This is a genomic window from Bradyrhizobium sp. (genome assembly GCF_035935975.1).
Classification (GTDB): Bacteria; Pseudomonadota; Alphaproteobacteria; order Rhizobiales; family Xanthobacteraceae; genus Bradyrhizobium.
The window spans coordinates 21054-37877 of record NZ_DASYWN010000030.1; the positions used below are offsets into that span (position 1 = coordinate 21054).

Genomic DNA, 16824 nt, shown 5'->3' on the forward strand with positions numbered 1-16824 from the left:
TTGTCATGGATCTCGCCCTCCAATTGCTCTTTACCGGCATCGGTATCGGCGCCGTCTACGCGCTCGTCGCGCTCGGCTTCGTGCTGATCTTCCGTGCCACCAACGTGGTGAACTTCGCCCAGGGCGAGTTCTCCATGGTCGCAGCCTATCTGATGGTCGTCGCGGTCGAGGCGGGTCTGCCCTATTGGGCGGCCTTCATCGTCGCGCTGCTCGGCATGGCGCTGCTCGGTGTCGTCTTCAATCTCGGCGTCTACTATCCGCTGCGCCACCGCACCTATCTGCCCGTGATCATCGCCACCATCGGCGCCTCGATCCTGCTGGCGAATTCCGTGCTCGCGATCTACGGCCCGCAGCCGCAGGTGCTGCAGGGCTGGTTCGACACACCAGGCATCCAGCTCGGCCCGGTTTATCTCGACAGCCAGTATCTCTTGATCATCGGCGTCACGATCTGCCTCGTGATCTTCAATTTCTGGTTCTTCGAGAAGACGCTGCTCGGCAAGAAGCTGCAGGCGACCTCGCAGGACAAGGAGATGGCCTCGCTGCTCGGCATTTCCGTGTCCACCATGATCATGATCACCTTCATCTATTCGGCGGTGCTCGGCGGTCTGGCCGGCATTCTCGTCGCGCCCGTGCTGTTCGTCTCGATCCAGATGGGCTCGACGATCGCGCTGAAGGCGTTCGCGGCCACCATCATCGGCGGCTTCGGCGACGTCGCCGGCGCCATCATCGGCGGGCTCGCGCTCGGCGTGATCGAGACCTTCGGCGCGGCCTACATTTCGGTGCCCTACAAGGACGGCTTTGCCTTCCTGGTTCTGGTCGCCTTCCTGATCTTCCGGCCGCAGGGCATCTTCGGCGAACGCGTGGCGGAAAAAGCATGAGCGCTCCCAGCGACAACATGCCGATTCCGGCATCCGCCATCCATTCGAAGCCGCTGCTGGTCCGGCATTTGCCGTACTTCATCGGCGCCGCGATCCTGGTTGCGCTCGCCGCGACCATGCGCTTCGACGGATACGTCCACAACATCCTGCTGCAGGCCACGACGTTCTCGATCGCCGTGTTCGGCCTCTCGGTCGTGCTCGGCCTGTGCGGCCAGATCAACCTGGCGCAGGCCGCGTTCTTCGGGCTCGGCGCCTACGCGGTCGGCATCGGCACGACGGACCTGCATGTCAGCTTCTGGCTCTGCCTCGTCGGTGGCTGCCTGATCTCGCTGGTCGCGGGCGCCTTCCTCGGCATGTCGACCCTGCGGCTCGGCGGCCATTATCTTGCGATGGTGACGATCTCGTTCCAGCAGATCGTGACGCTGGTGATGATCAACGCGATCTGGCTGACGCACGGTCCCGACGGCGTTCCCAACATCAAGCGTCCCGAGCTGTTCCAGTCGTCGCAGAGCTATCTCGCCTTCTGCGTCGCGATGCTCGCGATCGTCGGTTACCTCGTCTGGCATCTCTCCGACACGAAACTCGGCCGCGCCATGCGTGCGGTGCGCGACAACGAGCTCGCGGCCGGCGTCAACGGCATCGACGTCTTCCGCACCAAGATCTACGCCTTCGCGCTGTGCGCGCTGCTTGGCGGTCTCGCGGGCGGACTGTTCGCCGGCGGCTTCGCCTATGTCAGCCCCGATCAATTCTCCTTCGCGGAATCGATCGTGTTCCTGACCATGTCGCTGCTCGGCGGCGTGGCTTCGCCGATCGGATCTGCGATCGGCACGGGTCTGCTGATCCTGATCCCGGAATGGCTGCGCTTCCTCAAGAGCGTGCCGGGCCTGTACCTGGCCATCTACGGCCTGTTCGTGATCCTGATCATCCGCTTCATGCCCGATGGCATCTGGGGCTTTGTCGCCGACGCCTTCACGCGCTGGCGCGCCAAGACCAAGGCGCCGCCCGCTGCAGCTGCGCTGCAGTTGAAGCCGGCGACCGTCGGCGGCGACACGGTGCTCGAGGTTACCGGCCTGTCGAAACATTTCGGTGGTCTCAAGGCCGTCGACGGCGTCGATATCGCGGTGAAGCGCGGCGGCGTGCATGCGCTGATCGGGCCGAACGGCTCGGGCAAGACCACGACGCTCAACGTGCTCTCGGGTCTCTATGAGGCCACCGCCGGCAAGATCGTGCTCGATGGCACCGACATCACCCACATGCCGCCGCATCAGCGTACGGCTTCGGGCCTCGGCCGCACGTTCCAGAACATCCGCCTGTTCCGTTCGATGACGGCGCTCGAGAACGTCGAGATCGGCGCGGAGCGGCCCGGCAACACCATGGTCGGGAAGGGCGACGACGCCCTGACCGAGCGCGCGATGGAGGCGCTCACCTTCGTCGGCCTCGGCAGCCGCGCCAACGAGCTGATCTCGAGCTTCTCCTACGGCCATCAGCGCCTGATCGAGATCGCGCGGGCGCTGGCCTCGAACCCGACACTGCTGCTGCTCGACGAACCCGCCGCAGGCCTCAACTCGACCGAGAAGCTGGAGCTGCACGAGCTGCTCAAGCGTATCGCCGCGCAGGGCCTCACCATCCTGATCATCGATCACGACATGACGCTGGTCTCGGAAGCAGCCCAGCACATCACTGTGCTCAACTTCGGACGCCGCATCGCGGACGGCGAATCCATGGCCGTGCTGCGTCATCCCGACGTCGTCTCCGCCTATCTCGGGAGCGAATGATGCCGTTGCTCGAAATCCGCAATCTCGTGGTGCGCTACGGCGAGATCGAAGCGCTGCGTGGCGTGACCTGCGCCGTGGAGCAGGGGCAGGTGGTGACACTGCTGGGCGCCAACGGCGCCGGCAAGTCCACGACCCTGCGTGCCATCTCCGGCCTCGCCAAGCCGACCTCCGGCGACATCATGTTCGACGGCAAGTCGATCGCGGGCCTTGGCCCCGAGGCCATCGTCCGCATGGGCATCAGCCACGTGCCGGAGGGACGCCGCGTCTTCCCGGGCCTGACGGTGAAAGAGAACATCATGCTCGGCGCCTCCAATCGAAAGGCGTCGACCTCGGAGATCTCGCGCGAGGCGGACGCGATGTTCGACCTGTTCCCGGATATCCGCAAATTCACCAATGCGCTCGGCTGGACGCTCTCCGGCGGCCAGTTGCAGATGGTGGCGGTCGCCCGCGGTCTCATGGCCAAGCCGCGGCTGCTGCTGCTGGACGAGCCCTCGCTTGGCCTTGCGCCCGTCATCGTGCAGGCCGTGTTCAAGATCATCTCCGAGATCCGCCGCAACACGACGGTGCTGCTCGTCGAGCAGAACGCGCGCATGGGCCTTTCGGTCGCCGATTACGGCTTTGTGCTGGAGACCGGTCGCATCGTGCTCGGCGGCAAGCCCGACGAGCTCTGGGGCAATGAAGCGATCCGCGCCGCCTATCTCGGCGGCCATGCCAAGGCGAGTGCGTAACCGGTTCCGTCGTCGGGATGCCGATTCCGGGCGGAAAACCCCGGCCGAACGCCTTGCGAGGCATCCCCTTGCCGGACGAACCCGGGCGGCGATACTGTCGCCACCCGCGAGGCAGCATCCAGTGGACCAGCGCATAGGTCTTGCGTCATTGCGAGCGTAGCGCGGCGCGCCGGTTCGCGGTAACAGCGAGGTCGTGCTGTCGCGGCGCTCGTCATGGTGACGAAGGCTCAAACAACGAAGAAGGAAGGCAACGTGGCGAACAAGGTCAAGGAAATCTGGAAGTCGGGCAAGGCCGTGGTCAACGCGTGGCTGGCTATACCCTCCGGCTTCTCGGCCGAAATGGTCGCGCAATGCGGCTTCGACAGCGTCACCGTCGACATGCAGCACGGCGTGCAGGATTATCTGTCGATGGTGCAGTGCTTCCAGGCGATGGACAAGCACCCGGTCACACCGATGGTCCGCGTGCCCTGGAACGAGCCCGGCATCATCGGCAAGGTGCTCGACGGCGGCGCCTATGGCGTGATCTGCCCGATGGTCAACACGCCGCAGGAAGCCAAGAACCTCGTTTCCTATTCCAAATATCCGCCGAAGGGCGTGCGCTCCAACGGCCCGATCCGCGCCGGCATGTACGGCACCGCGGGCTCCTATCAGAAGACCGCCAACGACGACATCATCCTGCTGCCGATGATGGAGACCAAGACCGCGGTCGAGAACATGGAAGCGATCCTCGACGTCGAGGGCATCGACGGCGTCTATATCGGCCCGTCCGACCTCGGCTTCTCCTACGGCCTCGAGCCGAAGCTCGACCGTAGCGAGCCCGAGATCCTCGCGATCTACGAGAAGATCATCAAGGAATGCGGCAAGCGCGGCCTCAACCCGGGCATCCATTGCAGCGGCGCCGAAGGCGCAGCGCGCGCCATCAACATGGGCTTCAAGCTGGTGACGCTCTCGAACGAGGTCGGCCTGATGGCCACCTACGCCAAGATGCAGGTCAACGCGACCCGCAAGGATTCCGGCGGCAAGGCCTGATCTCTCTCCGTGTCCCGGACGCGGTGCGGCACGCAGTGCCGCTCCGCAGAGCCGGGACCCAGATACTAGCGCAGCACATGAACTGACAACTGGGCCCCGGATCTGCAGCGCACCGCTTTCGCGCTGCGCAGCGTCCGGGGCACGATACGTTGAAGACTCAAGGAGATTCCCATGACCATCAGCCCCGTCATCCGCCTGCATCCCGATGATGGCGTGCTGATCGCGCGCGCGAGCCTGCCGCCGGGGACATTGGTGGCCGACGGCGTGACCACGGTCGAGCGGATTCCCTCCGGCCACAAGGTCGCGATCAAGCCGATCGCGGTGGGCGAGCCTGTGATCCGCTACGGCCAGATCATCGGCTTTGCGACCATTCCGATCGCGCCGGGCCAGCACGTGCACGTGCAGAATTGCGGCATGGGTGATTTCGCCAAGGACTACGCCTATTGCGCCGACGTCAAGCCGACGCCGAATTTCGACCTGCCGGCGACCTTCGAAGGCATCCGCCGCCCCGATGGCCGCGTCGCGACGCGCAACTATATCGGTATCCTCACCTCGGTGAATTGCAGCGCGCATGTCGCGAGCCTCGTCGCCGACGTCTTCAAGAAGAATCCCTTCACCGGCGACAATCCGCTGGCCGAATTCCCCAATGTCGACGGCGTCGTCGCGCTGACCCACAAGACCGGCTGCGGCATGACGCAGAACGAGCCGCTGGCGCTGCTCCGCCGCACGCTCGGCGGCTATGCGCGGCACGTCAATTTCTCCCACGTCATCGTGCTCGGCCTCGGCTGCGAGGTGAACCAGATCGGCGGTCTGATGGAAGAGCAGAAGCTCGCCGGCCGCCTGCGCGCGATGGACATCCAGGAAGTCGGCGGCACCCGCAAGACGGTCGAAGCCGGCATCGCCTTCGTGCGCGAGGCGCTCGCCGACGCCAACAAGGTCAAGCGCGAGAGCGTGCCCGTGAGCGAGCTCACCGTGGCCCTGCAATGCGGCGGCTCCGACGGCTATTCCGGCGTGTCGGCCAACCCGGCGCTGGGCGCGGCGAGCGATCTCATCGTGCGTCACGGCGGCACCGTGATCCTCTCGGAGACGCCGGAGACCTACGGCGCCGAGCATCTGCTGACGCGCCGCGCGGTCAGCCGCGAGGTTGGCGAGAAGCTCGTTGATCTCATGCGCTGGTGGGACGAATATACCGAGCGCGAAGGCGCCGAGATGAACGCCAATCCGAGCCCCGGCAACAAGGCCGGCGGTCTCACCACGATTCTGGAAAAATCGCTCGGCGCAATGGCCAAGGCCGGCACCACCAACCTCGTCGAGGTGCTGCGCTATGCCGAGCCGATCACCAAGAAGGGTTTTGTCTTCATGGACACGCCCGGCTACGACCCCGTCGCGGCGACCGGGCAGGTCGCCGGGGGCGCCAACCTCGTCTGCTTCACCACCGGCCGCGGCAGCGTGTTCGGCTGCAAGCCCGCGCCCTCGATCAAGCTCGCCACCAACACGCCCATGTACAAGCGCATGGAAGAGGATATGGACGTCAATTGCGGCACCATCCTCGAAGGCGAGGAGAGCGTGCAGGAGTGCGGCCAGCGCATCTTCGATCTCATCCTGAAGACCGCATCGGGCCAGCCGACGAAGAGCGAGAGCTTCGATTTCGGCGGCGCCGAGTTCGCGCCCTGGGTGCTCGGTGCGACGATGTAATTGCGCCCGGCGCAATTCGCTGCCGAAATATGCAGGACGAGCGAGCCCGTAGGTAATCCTACGGGGTCCCAGCGTAGCTGCACGGGTTGCCGTGCTCACCTATGATTAATAATTCCTGTCGTAATCCTTGTGCAATGCGAGCCCGACTCCTTTCAGGGGACGTTCGCCCTTCGACAGGATTCGTCAACGATGACGCATGCGGTACGGCCAACTGGCGTGGAGAATCTCCTCGGTGAAGAGGAGCTGATCGTCTCTAAGACGGATCTGAAGGGCCGCATCACCTACGCCAACGACGTCTTCGTCCGCATGGCCAAATATTCCTACGCGGAGTTGATGGGCGCGCCCCACAGCATGATCCGCCATCCCGACATGCCGCGCTGCGTCTTCAAGCTGCTCTGGGACACGCTCCAGTCCAAGCAGGAGATCTTCGCCTACGTCGTCAATCTGGCAAAGGACGGCAGCCATTACTGGGTGTTCGCCCACGTCACGCCGACCTTCGACGAGCGCGGCAATATCGTCGGCTACCACTCCAACCGCCGCAAGCCGGATCCGGCGCAGATCGAGCGCATCAAGCCGATCTACAAGACGCTGTGCGCGGAAGAGGCGCGGCACGCCAATGCCAAGGACGGCATGCGCGCGAGCTTCGATGCGATGGTCGGACTACTGAAGCAACAGGGTGTCGGTTACGATGAATTTGTGCTCTCTCTCTAAGGCGCAGGGAGCGACCGCGCTCGCGTGTGTTCTTGCTGTCGTCGCGTTCGGGCTCTCGCTTCTCGGTGTGACCGGGATCGCCGGTGCGGCGCTGCCCGGTGCGACGGTCGCGCTGCTCGGCTACGCGGTCTGGTGCCAGCATCGCACGGCGGTCGCCGTCGATGAGGTCGCCGATGTCTGCCGCAAGGCGGCGCGCGGCGATCTCGAGGCGCGCATCCTGAGCGATCGTCAGGCCGGACGGATCGGAGCCATCCAGAAGTCCGTCAACGACATGCTCGACATCACCGACGCCTACCTGCGCGAGGCTTCGGCTTCGATGGACTATGCCAGCCGCGGCAAGCATTTCCGAAAGATCCTCGCGCGCGGTCTGCCCGGCTCGTTCCGCCGTTCGGCCGTCGTCATCAATGCCGGCACCGACAGCCTCGGCCGCCGCGTGGTCGAGATCGCCGACCTCGCAAAACAGTTCGGCACGCATCTCGACCAGGTCGCGGGCACGCTGATGGGCGCGGCGACCGATCTCGAAACCGACGCCGGCCAGATGGCGGCGGCCGCCGAGAAGACCAGCCAGCAGACCTCGGGCGTGCTCAGCGCCTCCGACCAGGCCTCGCGCAACGTCGCGACCGTCGCCAGCGCCGCCGAGCAGCTTGCATCCTCGATCGCCGAGATCGGCCGCCAAGTGACCGGCTCGACCGCGAGCACGGGACGTGCGGTGAACGAGGCCAATCGCGCCGGCAGCGAGATCCGCTCGCTTGCGGACGCCGCGATGCGGATCGGCGACGTCGTCAAGCTGATCAGCGAGATCGCCTCGCAGACCAATCTGTTGGCCCTCAACGCCACCATCGAGGCGGCGCGCGCAGGGGAGGCCGGCCGCGGCTTTGCGGTCGTGGCCTCCGAGGTCAAGAGCCTCGCCAACCAGACCGCCAAGGCGACCGAAGAGATCAGCGCCAAGGTCGGCGAGATGCAGCAATCGACCACCAATTCGGTCACGGCCGTCGAGGCGATCGCGCAGACCATTGCCGAGATCAACGGCATCACCGCCTCGATCGCGACCTCGATCGAGCAGCAGGGCCTGGCCACCCGCGAGATCGCCCGCAACGTCCAGGAAGCCTCGGCCGGCACCTCGCGGGTCTCTTCCAACGTGACAGGCATCAGCGAAGCCGCCGCCGATACGGGGCGCGTCGCCAGCCGCGTCAACAGCGCCTCCGAGCGCGTCCACGGCGAAGTCGAGACGCTCCGCCGCGAAGTGACGCAGTTCCTGCAGCGGCTGACCTCGGCGGCGTGAGATTTTCGCCAAGACTGGGCGTCTTCTTTCCCTCTCCCACAAGGGGAGAAGGGAAGGCGGCGGCCGGTGGCACACAATCACTCGGCCCGCACCTTGCATAGGCACGGTCTGCCCGTTGTTAGTGCTTGATCGCATTGACGTCAGGTGTTCTGCTCAAAAAAGCTGCTGGAGCACCGCACCCCGTGTCGATCTACGTCGCATTACACCACGTCACGCACTACAAATACGACCGCCCGATCGATCTTGGCCCGCAGACCATCCGCCTGCGGCCGGCGCCGCACACGCGCACGCCGATCCTGAGCTATTCGCTCAAGGTCACCCCGGCCAATCACTTCGTGAACTGGCAGCAGGACCCGCAGGGCAACTGGCTCGCCCGCTACGTCTTCCCGGAGAAGACCACCGAGCTGAAATTCGAGGTCGACTTCACGGCGCAGATGACCGTGGTCAACCCGTTCGACTTCTTCGTCGAGCCCTACGCCGACAGCTTTCCGTTCGAGTATCCGAAGGATCTCAAGACCGAGCTCGCGCCCTATCTCGAGACCATCAAGCCTGATCGCCTGTTCGCGAAATACCTCGACACGATCCCGCACGAAGCCCCCAACACGGTCAACTTCCTGGTCGACCTCAACAGGGAGCTGCAGAAGAAGATCCGCTACATCATCCGGATGGAGGCGGGTGTGCAGACGCCGGAGGAGACGCTGACCTCCTGCGCCGGCTCGTGCCGCGACTCCGCCTGGCTGCTGATCCAGACCTTCCGCCATCTCGGCCTCGCGGCACGCTTCGTCTCCGGCTATCTGATCCAGGTCCGCCCCGACATCGATCCGATCGAAGGGCCGCCTGAGGTCGAGAACGATTTCACCGATTTGCACGCCTGGGCGGAGGTCTACCTGCCCGGCGCCGGCTGGATCGGGTTCGACGCCACCTCCGGCATGCTCGCGGGCGAGGGGCACATCCCGGTCGCCGCGACGCCGCATTATCGCTCCGCGGCGCCGATCTCCGGCGGTGCCGGCTTTGCCGAGGTCGAGTTCGCCTTCGACATGAGCGTCAAGCGCATCCGCGAGGCGCCGCGCATCACAAAGCCGTTCTCGGACGAATCCTGGGCGCGGCTCAACGATCTCGGCGAGCAGGTCGACGGCGACCTCGCCGCGCAGGACGTGCGGCTCACCATGGGTGGCGAGCCGACCTTCGTCTCGGTCGACGATCTCGAAGCTGCGGAGTGGAATACGGAAGCGGTCGGCCCGACCAAGCGCGCGCTCGGCGACGAACTGATCCGCCGCCTGCGCGATCGCTTCGCGCCCGGCGGATTGCTGCATTACGGCCAGGGCAAATGGTATCCGGGCGAAAGCCTGCCGCGCTGGGCCTTCGGCCTCTACTGGCGCAAGGACGGCTTGCCGATCTGGAAGAATGCCGACCTCATCGCCAAGATCGAAAACCCGCGGCCCGCCGAGACGAAGGACGCCGAGACCTTCATGGAGGGCGCGGCGCTGCGGCTCGGGCTCGATCCCGGTTACATCATTCCGGCCTATGAGGACACCGCGCTCTGGCTTCAGAAGGAAGCCGAGCTTCCGGTCAACGTCGATCCCTCCGATTCCAAATTGTCCGACCCGGAGGCGCGTGCGCGCATCGCACGCGTGTTCGAGCAGGGCCTCAACACCCCGCGCGGCTTCGTGCTGCCGGTGCAGCGCTGGAACGCGCCGCCGCGCTGGCGCAGCGAGCGCTGGCAACTCCGGCGCAATCATCTGTTTCTGACGCCGGGCGATTCACCGCTCGGCCTGCGCCTGCCCCTCGGCTCGCTCGGCTACGTTCCGCCGAACCAGTATCCCTACATCGTCGAGCAGGACCCGATGGAGGCGCGCGGCAAGCTGCCAGTGTTCACGCTCCCGGAGCGGCCGAAATCGCCGCAGCGCGTTGCGCCCGAAAAGCTCAACACATCCGTCCCCGTCCGAACTGCGCTGTCGATCGAAGTCCGCGACGGCGTGATCTGCGCCTTCATGCCGCCGGTCGAACGCATCGAGGATTATCTCGAAATGGTCGCGGCGCTCGAAGCCACGGCCGAGGAGATGCAGCTCCAGGTCCATGTCGAGGGTTATACCCCGCCGTTCGATCCGCGCATCGAGGTGATCAAGGTGACGCCCGACCCCGGCGTGATCGAGGTCAACGTTCAGCCGGCAAAGAATTGGCACGAGGCGGTCGACATCACCGTCGGGCTCTATGAGGATGCCGGCAAGACACGCCTCGGCGCCAACCGTTTCCTGGTCGACGGCCGCCACACCGGCACCGGCGGCGGCAATCACGTCGTGGTCGGCGGCTCCAGCCCGCAGGACTCGCCGTTCCTGCGCCGTCCCGATCTGTTGAAGAGCCTCGTGCTGTACTGGCAGCGGCATCCGTCGCTGTCCTATTTCTTCTCCGGTCTCTTCATCGGCCCGACCAGCCAGGCGCCGCGTATCGACGAAGCCCGCCACGACAGCATCTACGAGCTCGAGATAGCGCTCTCGCACGTGCCGCCACCGGGTTACCAGACGCCGCTGTGGCTGGTGGACCGGCTGTTCCGGCATCTGCTGGTCGACATCACCGGCAACACCCATCGCGCCGAGATCTGCATCGACAAGCTCTATTCGCCGGAGGGTCCGACCGGCCGTCTCGGCCTGGTCGAATTCCGCGCGCTCGAGATGCCGCCCGATCCGCGCATGTCGCTGGCACAGCAGCTTCTGATCCGCGCGCTGATCGCGAAGATGTGGCGCGAGCCGCAAGCCGGCAAGTTCGTGCGCTGGGGCACCGCGCTGCACGACCGCTTCATGCTGCCGCATTTCATCTGGGAAGATTTTCTCGACGTGCTCACCGAACTGAAGGAGTTCGGCTATCCGTTCGAGCCGGAATGGTATCTGGCCCAGCTCGAGTTCCGCTTCCCCGCCTTCGGCCGCATCCATCATGGCGGCGTGACGCTGGAGCTGCGGCAGGCGCTGGAGCCCTGGCACGTGCTGGGCGAGGAGGGCTCGGCCGGCGGCACGGTTCGCTATGTCGACAGCTCGGTCGAGCGGCTCCAGGTCAAGGCGGAAGGCTTTATCGAGGGCCGCCACATCATCACCTGCAATGGCCGCCGCCTGCCGATGACCTCGACCGGCCGCTCGGCCGAGGCCGTGGCCGGCGTCCGCTTCAAGGCCTGGCAGCCGGCCTCCGGCCTGCACCCGACCATTCCGGTCCACGCGCCGCTGACCTTCGACCTGATCGACACCTGGAACGGCCGCTCGCTCGGCGGCTGCGTCTACCACGTCGCCCATCCCGGCGGCCGCAGCTACGACACCAAGCCGGTCAACACCTATGAGGCCGAGGCGCGGCGGCTGGCGCGCTTCCAGGACCACGGCCATACGCCGGGGCCGATGCAGCCGCCGCCCGAGGAACGCACAAATGAATTCCCGCTGACCCTCGACTTGCGGACCCCGCTTCTGCAATGAGTATGATGGAGGGGCAGGGAGAGGCGCATGGGCGAGGGCGCAGCCGAACAGGGTGACAAGGCGGGTAAGGCGCAAGGTCAACGCGAAGGCCAGCGCCGGCTCGCGCAATGGGTCCGCGACTATCGCCGCCTGCCCGGCATCCCCGACGAATTCCTCGGGCCTGATGGCGCCCCGCGCGCGGTCTGGAGCCGGTTCTTCGACGCCTTCGGCGCGCTCGCCCCTGACGAGGCCGAGCGGCGTTTCGCCATGGCCGACCGTCACCTCCGCGAGGCCGGCGTCACCTACCGGGCCCCCGGCGACGGCGCCGACCGGCCCTGGTCGCTCAGCCATCTGCCGCTGCTGATCGACGAGGCCGACTGGAAGCAGCTCTCCGCCGGCATCACCCAGCGCGCCGAGCTTCTGGAGCTCGTGCTGCGCGACATCTATGGCGCCGGCAAGCTGGTCGCCGAGGGCGCGCTGCCCGCGGCCGCGATCGCCGGCAGCCCCGAATATCTCCGTCCCGTCTGCGGCGTGCCGCCGCCGGGCGGGCGCTATCTCTCGCTCTATGCCGCCGATGTCGGCCGCGGACCCGACGGCCGCTGGTGGGTGCTCGGCGACCGCACGCAGGCACCATCAGGCGCGGGCTATGCGCTGGAGAACCGCCTGGTGCAGTCGCGCGCCTTCTCCGATCTCTACAAGTCGATGAACGTGCCGCGCGTCGCACCGTTCTTCGAGGCGTTCCGCGACAGTCTGCGTGCCCGTGCCGATCGCGACGAGCCGCGCATCGGCGTGCTGACGCCCGGCAGCTTCAGCGAGACCTATTTCGAGCACGCGACGCTGGCGCGCTATCTCGGCTTCCTCCTCGTGGAGGGCGACGATCTCGCCGTCAGCGACAACCGCGTCCACATCCGCACCGTTGCCGGCCTGAAGCGGCTCGACGTGCTCCTGCGCCGCGTCGATTCCAACTCGCTTGACCCGCTCGAGCTCGATGCGTCCTCGCATCTCGGCGTGCCCGGCCTGATCGACGTGCTGCGCAAGGACGGCGTCGTCGTCGCCAACATGCCGGGCTCGGGCGTGCTGGAGGCGAGGGCGCTGCTCGGCTTCCTGCCGGCGCTCAGCCGCCGTCTGCTCGGCGAAGAGCTGAAGATGCCGCACATCGCGACCTGGTGGTGCGGCCAGCGCAACGCGCGCGACGAGGTGCTGTCGCGGCTCGACGAGGTCGCGATCGAGGGCGCCTATCGCCGCGGCGTGCCCGGCTTCGACAGCAATGGACCGGTGCTCGCGAGCGAGCTCGACACCACTGGACGCCAGCGCCTGATCGACGCCATCGGCACGCGCGGCATGGATTATGTCGGCCAGGAGGTGGTGCGGCTCTCGACCATGCCGGTGTGGGAGCAGGGCCAGCTCACGCCGCGCCCGTTCGTGCTGCGCGTGTTCGCGGCCGCGACGCCCGACGGCTGGGCCATCATGCCCGGCGGCTTCTGCCGGATCGCCGAGCAGCCGGATGCGCGCGCGGTGTCGATGGGCGACGGTGCCCGCGCCGCCGACGTCTGGGTCGTCTCCGACAAGCAGGTCTCGACCGCGACGCTGCTGCCGGCGAAGGACAAGGTCCGCATCCGCCGCATCGCCGGCGTGCTGCCGAGCCGCGCCGCCGACAATCTGTTCTGGCTCGGCCGCTATCTCGAGCGCGCCGAGGCGACGCTGCGGCTGGTGCGCGCGCTGGGCTCGCCGAGCGGGCCCAACAAGGGCACCGCGGCCTCGCTGCAATCGTCCGAACGCATCCAGCGCCTGCTGGTCGCCTGGGGCGCGATCTCGCAGACCTCGCGCGCCACACCGGGACGCATCGCGGCCGAGGCGCTGCAGAGCGCGGAGCGTTTCGGCTCGGCGCTGTCGCTGGTGCGTTCGGCCCAGCGCACCGCGACCTCCTTGCGCGAGCGGCTGTCGCCCGATGCGTGGCAGGTGATCACCGAGATGGCCGACCGTCTCGCCTACGAGGTCGAGGGCGACGACGGCGTCTTGAGCGCGGCCGAGCTGACCTTGCAGGAGCTTTCGAGCTTTGCGGGCCTCGCGCAGGAGAACATGAACCGCGCCGCCGGCTGGCGCTTCCTCGACATCGGCCGCCGCGCCGAGCGCGCCATCAACACGGCGCGTTTCGCGCGTCAGTTCGCCTATGACGAGGCCGGCGACGAGGATCTCGACATCCTGCTGACGCTGGTGGATTCGCAGATCACCTACCGCTCGCGTTATCTGCTGGCGCCGATCCTGGCGCCGGTGCGCGACCTCGCGGTGCTCGACAGCTACAACCCGCGTTCCGTCGCCTTCCAGGTCGCGGCGCTGAACGAGCACATCGCGGCGCTGCCGAGCCTGAAGGAGCACGGCCTGATCGAGAAGCCGCAACGGCTTGCGGTGGCCGTGCAGTCGATGCTGGCGACCGCGGAGGCCGAGAAGCTCGAGGTCAAGACGCTGTTCTCGCTGGAGCAGGATCTGCTCGGCCTCGCCGAGGCGATCGGCCAGCACTACTTCCCGCACGGTCCCAATGCCGCCCGGCCGGAAAAGCTGACGGGGCTGGCGTGATCTACGACATAAGGCACGTCACCACCTACGAATACGAAAGTCCTGTCAGCTTCGCGCGCTGCACGCTGCGGCTGGAGCCGAAGAGCGGCCATGGCCAGCAGCTGATCTCGCACAGCGTCGACATCCGCCCGCGTCCGGTCGAGCGCAACGTTCGCCGCGATTTCTTCGGCACGTTGACCGAGAGCGTCGTGATCGAGGCGGCGCATCGCAATCTGCGGATCGATTCACGTTCGCGCGTCTCCGTCGACCGGCAGCCGCCGGCGCGCGACGCTGCGAGCCCGGCCTGGGAGAGCATCCGCGACATCGCGTTCGAAGCGACCAGCCTCGGCCCGTCCTCGCCGGTCGGCTACGTCTTTGCGAGCCCGCTGGTGCCGGTGCTGCGCCCGGTCAGCGCCTATGCGGCTGCGAGCTTTGCGCCCGGCGCGGGCGTCCTTGTCGGCGCGGTCGATCTGATGCATCGCATCCGCACCGAGTTTCGCTACGATCCCAAGGCCACCGTGATCTCGACGCCGCTCGACGAGGTCTTCGACAAGCGCCACGGCGTCTGCCAGGATTTTGCCCATGTGATGATCGCGGGGCTGCGCGGGCTCGGCCTGCCCGCCGCCTATATCAGCGGCTATTTGCGCACCATTCCGCCTGCGGGCCAGCCGCGTTTGCAGGGCGCGGATGCGACCCATGCCTGGGTGTCGCTGTGGTGCGGGGCCGAACTCGGCTGGATCGATTTCGATCCGACCAACGATCTGCTGGTCGCGAACGATCACATCGTGCTCGCGGTCGGCCGCGATTTCTCCGATGTGTCCCCCGTGGACGGCATCATCGTCGGCTCGCCGAAGCAGAAGCTCGGCGTCGCCGTGGACGTGCTGCTGGTGGAGTGATCGCGCGGCGAGGGGACCGTCCCAGGCGGGAAAATTTGTTTCGGCGTGTTTCCCGGCTGTGGCCAAAGCCAGTTCATTAAGCGCCTGTTAACGCTGCGCCGCGACATTCCGGCGCATCATCATTGCTGAAGCGGTTCGCGGACATCCGCGGCAAAGCTTCCGGCGGAGATTCCATGACTGCGACTTCGTTTGCCTTCGCGCCGGCGGCAGCCGGCGCGCCGGATGCGGCTGACTATTTGCTGAGGGGACGCGAGCACTACCGCCGCGGCAATCTCAGGGATGCCATCGCGATCTTCCAGGCGGGACTTGCGCTCGCGGCGACGATGGCGATCGGTGCAGCCGGCGGCGTTGCGGCCGACCTTCATGCCGCGCTCGCCAACGCCTTCATGCTCTGCGACGACATCGACTCCGCTGGCGAGAACTACAAGGCCGCCTTGCGTCTCGCACCGCATCTCGTCGCCTGCTGGTGCAATCTCGGCATCGTTCATCAGCGCAGCGGCATGGCCCAGCAAGCCATTGCGCTCTATCTGGAAGCGCTCCGCCTCGACCCGGCGCACCGGCCGTCGCGGACCAATTTGGTCGAGGCGCTGGTCGCAACCCGGCAGTTTGCGATTGCCGGGACGCTGCTGCGTGAATTGCTGGACGAGACACCCGAGGATGCCGCTCTCCACGGCCAGCTCGGCAAGGTCTGCTTCGAGCTTGGTGAGACTGATGAGGCCATCGCGCATTTCGAGCGGGCGGTCGCGCTTGCGCCCGATCACGCCGAGAGTTTTTACTGGATCGGCGCGATCCGGCAGGCGCGCGGCGAGAGTGAGGCGGCGCAGGCGGCTTATACGCGCGCCGCGCGGGCGCATCCGGTGCTGCGCAAGCCTGCGATCAAATCGCCGCCCGCGTTCCGTGCATTGGCCTTGTTCGCGCCCTTCGTCGGCAACACGCCGGTCGAGTTCCTGTTCAAGGATTGCGCTTACGAGACCAGCATCCTGTCGCTGTTGCCTCTAAGCCGGCCCGACATCGCGATGCTCGCGCATCAGGCCGATGTCGTCGTCAATCTCGTGTCCGATGCCGACCAGGGCGGCGAGGTTCTGCCTCTTGCTGCCGCCATTGCCAAGTCACTTGGCAAGCCCGTTGTCAACGATCCCGCAAAAATCCAGCGCACCACGCGCGATGCCACGGCGCTGGCGCTTGCCGGCATCGCGGGCTGCCTGGTGCCGCGCACGATCCGCGTCGGTGCGGATGAGGGACTTGCCGCGCGCACCGAGCTCGCATTTCCGCTGCTGGCGCGGCCGGCCGGCACCCATGGCGGCGACATCTTCGAGAAGCTCGACGACGATGCCGCGCTGGCCGCGTTTCTCGCAGAGCATTCTGATTGCGATCGCTACGTGATCGACTATGTCGACTACCGCTCCGCCGACGGCTTCTTCCGCAAGTACAGATTCCTGTTCGTCGGCGAGGAGATCCTGCCCTATCATCTGGCGATCGGCGACGATTGGAAGCTGCATCGCGATAGCACGGAGATGGCGCATCACGCCTGGATGCAGGCGGAGGAGGAGCGCTTCCTGCGCAATCCTGGCGAGGTCTTTGGCGCTGCTCACAACGACATGTTGCGGGCGATCCGCGACCGCATCGGCCTCGACTATTTCGGCATCGATTGCGCCCTCGATCGCGACGGCCGCCTCGTCGTGTTCGAGGTCAACGCTTCCATGCTGGTGCATGATCAGAACCCGGATTGTCCCTACAAGGACCCCTGTATCCGCCGGATCAAGGTCGCCTTCGACGCCATGCTGGAGCGCCTCGCACGCGGGATTTGACGCCGCCCTCCGCAGTACGGCGCGGGCGTCCGCGCCTG

The 16824-nt window shown here is 66.5% G+C and carries 11 protein-coding genes; all 11 read left to right on the top strand.

Going from position 1 to position 16824, the window contains the following annotated elements:
* Nucleotides 1-5 precede the first annotated feature (5 nt).
* Complete coding sequence (locus tag VGR99_RS16030; RefSeq protein WP_326899550.1) at nt 6-878, top strand: branched-chain amino acid ABC transporter permease; 873 nt, start codon at nt 6-8, stop codon at nt 876-878.
* The gene (locus VGR99_RS16035; RefSeq protein WP_326899551.1) at nt 875-2653 is read left to right on the top strand and encodes a branched-chain amino acid ABC transporter ATP-binding protein/permease; all 1779 of its coding nucleotides are present in this window, start codon (nt 875-877) and stop codon (nt 2651-2653) included. The genes VGR99_RS16030 and VGR99_RS16035 overlap by 4 nt, the downstream gene beginning before the upstream one ends.
* Nucleotides 2653-3381, top strand: coding sequence for an ABC transporter ATP-binding protein (locus VGR99_RS16040; protein ID WP_326899778.1), 729 nt, complete (start codon nt 2653-2655; stop codon nt 3379-3381). The genes VGR99_RS16035 and VGR99_RS16040 overlap by 1 nt, the downstream gene beginning before the upstream one ends.
* Before the next feature lie 252 nt (nt 3382-3633).
* Complete coding sequence (locus VGR99_RS16045) at nt 3634-4410, top strand: HpcH/HpaI aldolase family protein (protein WP_186467493.1); 777 nt, start codon at nt 3634-3636, stop codon at nt 4408-4410.
* A 171-nt stretch (nt 4411-4581) separates the two neighbouring features.
* The gene (locus tag VGR99_RS16050) at nt 4582-6105 is read left to right on the top strand and encodes an altronate dehydratase family protein (protein ID WP_326899552.1); all 1524 of its coding nucleotides are present in this window, start codon (nt 4582-4584) and stop codon (nt 6103-6105) included.
* Between the two features lie 189 nt (nt 6106-6294).
* Entirely contained in the window at nt 6295-6816 is a 522-nt protein-coding gene (locus VGR99_RS16055) for a PAS domain-containing protein (protein WP_326899553.1), read from the top strand.
* The gene (locus VGR99_RS16060; RefSeq protein WP_326899555.1) at nt 6794-8098 is read left to right on the top strand and encodes a methyl-accepting chemotaxis protein; all 1305 of its coding nucleotides are present in this window, start codon (nt 6794-6796) and stop codon (nt 8096-8098) included. The genes VGR99_RS16055 and VGR99_RS16060 overlap by 23 nt, the downstream gene beginning before the upstream one ends.
* A gap of 182 nt (nt 8099-8280) precedes the next feature.
* The gene (locus VGR99_RS16065) at nt 8281-11550 is read left to right on the top strand and encodes a transglutaminase family protein (RefSeq protein WP_326899556.1); all 3270 of its coding nucleotides are present in this window, start codon (nt 8281-8283) and stop codon (nt 11548-11550) included.
* A gap of 27 nt (nt 11551-11577) precedes the next feature.
* Nucleotides 11578-14103 (top strand): circularly permuted type 2 ATP-grasp protein, encoded by a 2526-nt coding sequence (locus VGR99_RS16070; RefSeq protein WP_326899557.1) that lies wholly within the window; start codon nt 11578-11580, stop codon nt 14101-14103.
* Entirely contained in the window at nt 14100-14978 is an 879-nt protein-coding gene (locus tag VGR99_RS16075; protein WP_326899559.1) for a transglutaminase family protein, read from the top strand. The genes VGR99_RS16070 and VGR99_RS16075 overlap by 4 nt, the downstream gene beginning before the upstream one ends.
* A gap of 173 nt (nt 14979-15151) precedes the next feature.
* Nucleotides 15152-16786 carry a tetratricopeptide repeat protein gene (locus tag VGR99_RS16080; RefSeq protein WP_326899560.1) on the top strand — a complete coding sequence of 545 codons (1635 nt, stop codon included), beginning with the start codon at nt 15152-15154 and terminating at the stop codon, nt 16784-16786.
* The last annotated feature ends 38 nt before the right edge of the window (nt 16787-16824 follow it).

Excerpts from the sequence above, each read along its gene's own strand:
- VGR99_RS16030 (WP_326899550.1), top strand. The coding sequence starts at position 6 with ATGGATCTCGCCCTCCAATTGCTCTTTACCGGCATCGGTATCGGCGCC.
- VGR99_RS16035 (WP_326899551.1), top strand. The coding sequence starts at position 875 with ATGAGCGCTCCCAGCGACAACATGCCGATTCCGGCATCCGCCATCCAT.
- VGR99_RS16040 (WP_326899778.1), top strand. The coding sequence starts at position 2,653 with ATGCCGTTGCTCGAAATCCGCAATCTCGTGGTGCGCTACGGCGAGATC.
- VGR99_RS16050 (WP_326899552.1), top strand. The coding sequence starts at position 4,582 with ATGACCATCAGCCCCGTCATCCGCCTGCATCCCGATGATGGCGTGCTG.
- VGR99_RS16055 (WP_326899553.1), top strand. The coding sequence starts at position 6,295 with ATGACGCATGCGGTACGGCCAACTGGCGTGGAGAATCTCCTCGGTGAA.
- VGR99_RS16060 (WP_326899555.1), top strand. The coding sequence starts at position 6,794 with ATGAATTTGTGCTCTCTCTCTAAGGCGCAGGGAGCGACCGCGCTCGCG.
- VGR99_RS16070 (WP_326899557.1), top strand. The coding sequence starts at position 11,578 with ATGGGCGAGGGCGCAGCCGAACAGGGTGACAAGGCGGGTAAGGCGCAA.
- VGR99_RS16080 (WP_326899560.1), top strand. The coding sequence starts at position 15,152 with ATGACTGCGACTTCGTTTGCCTTCGCGCCGGCGGCAGCCGGCGCGCCG.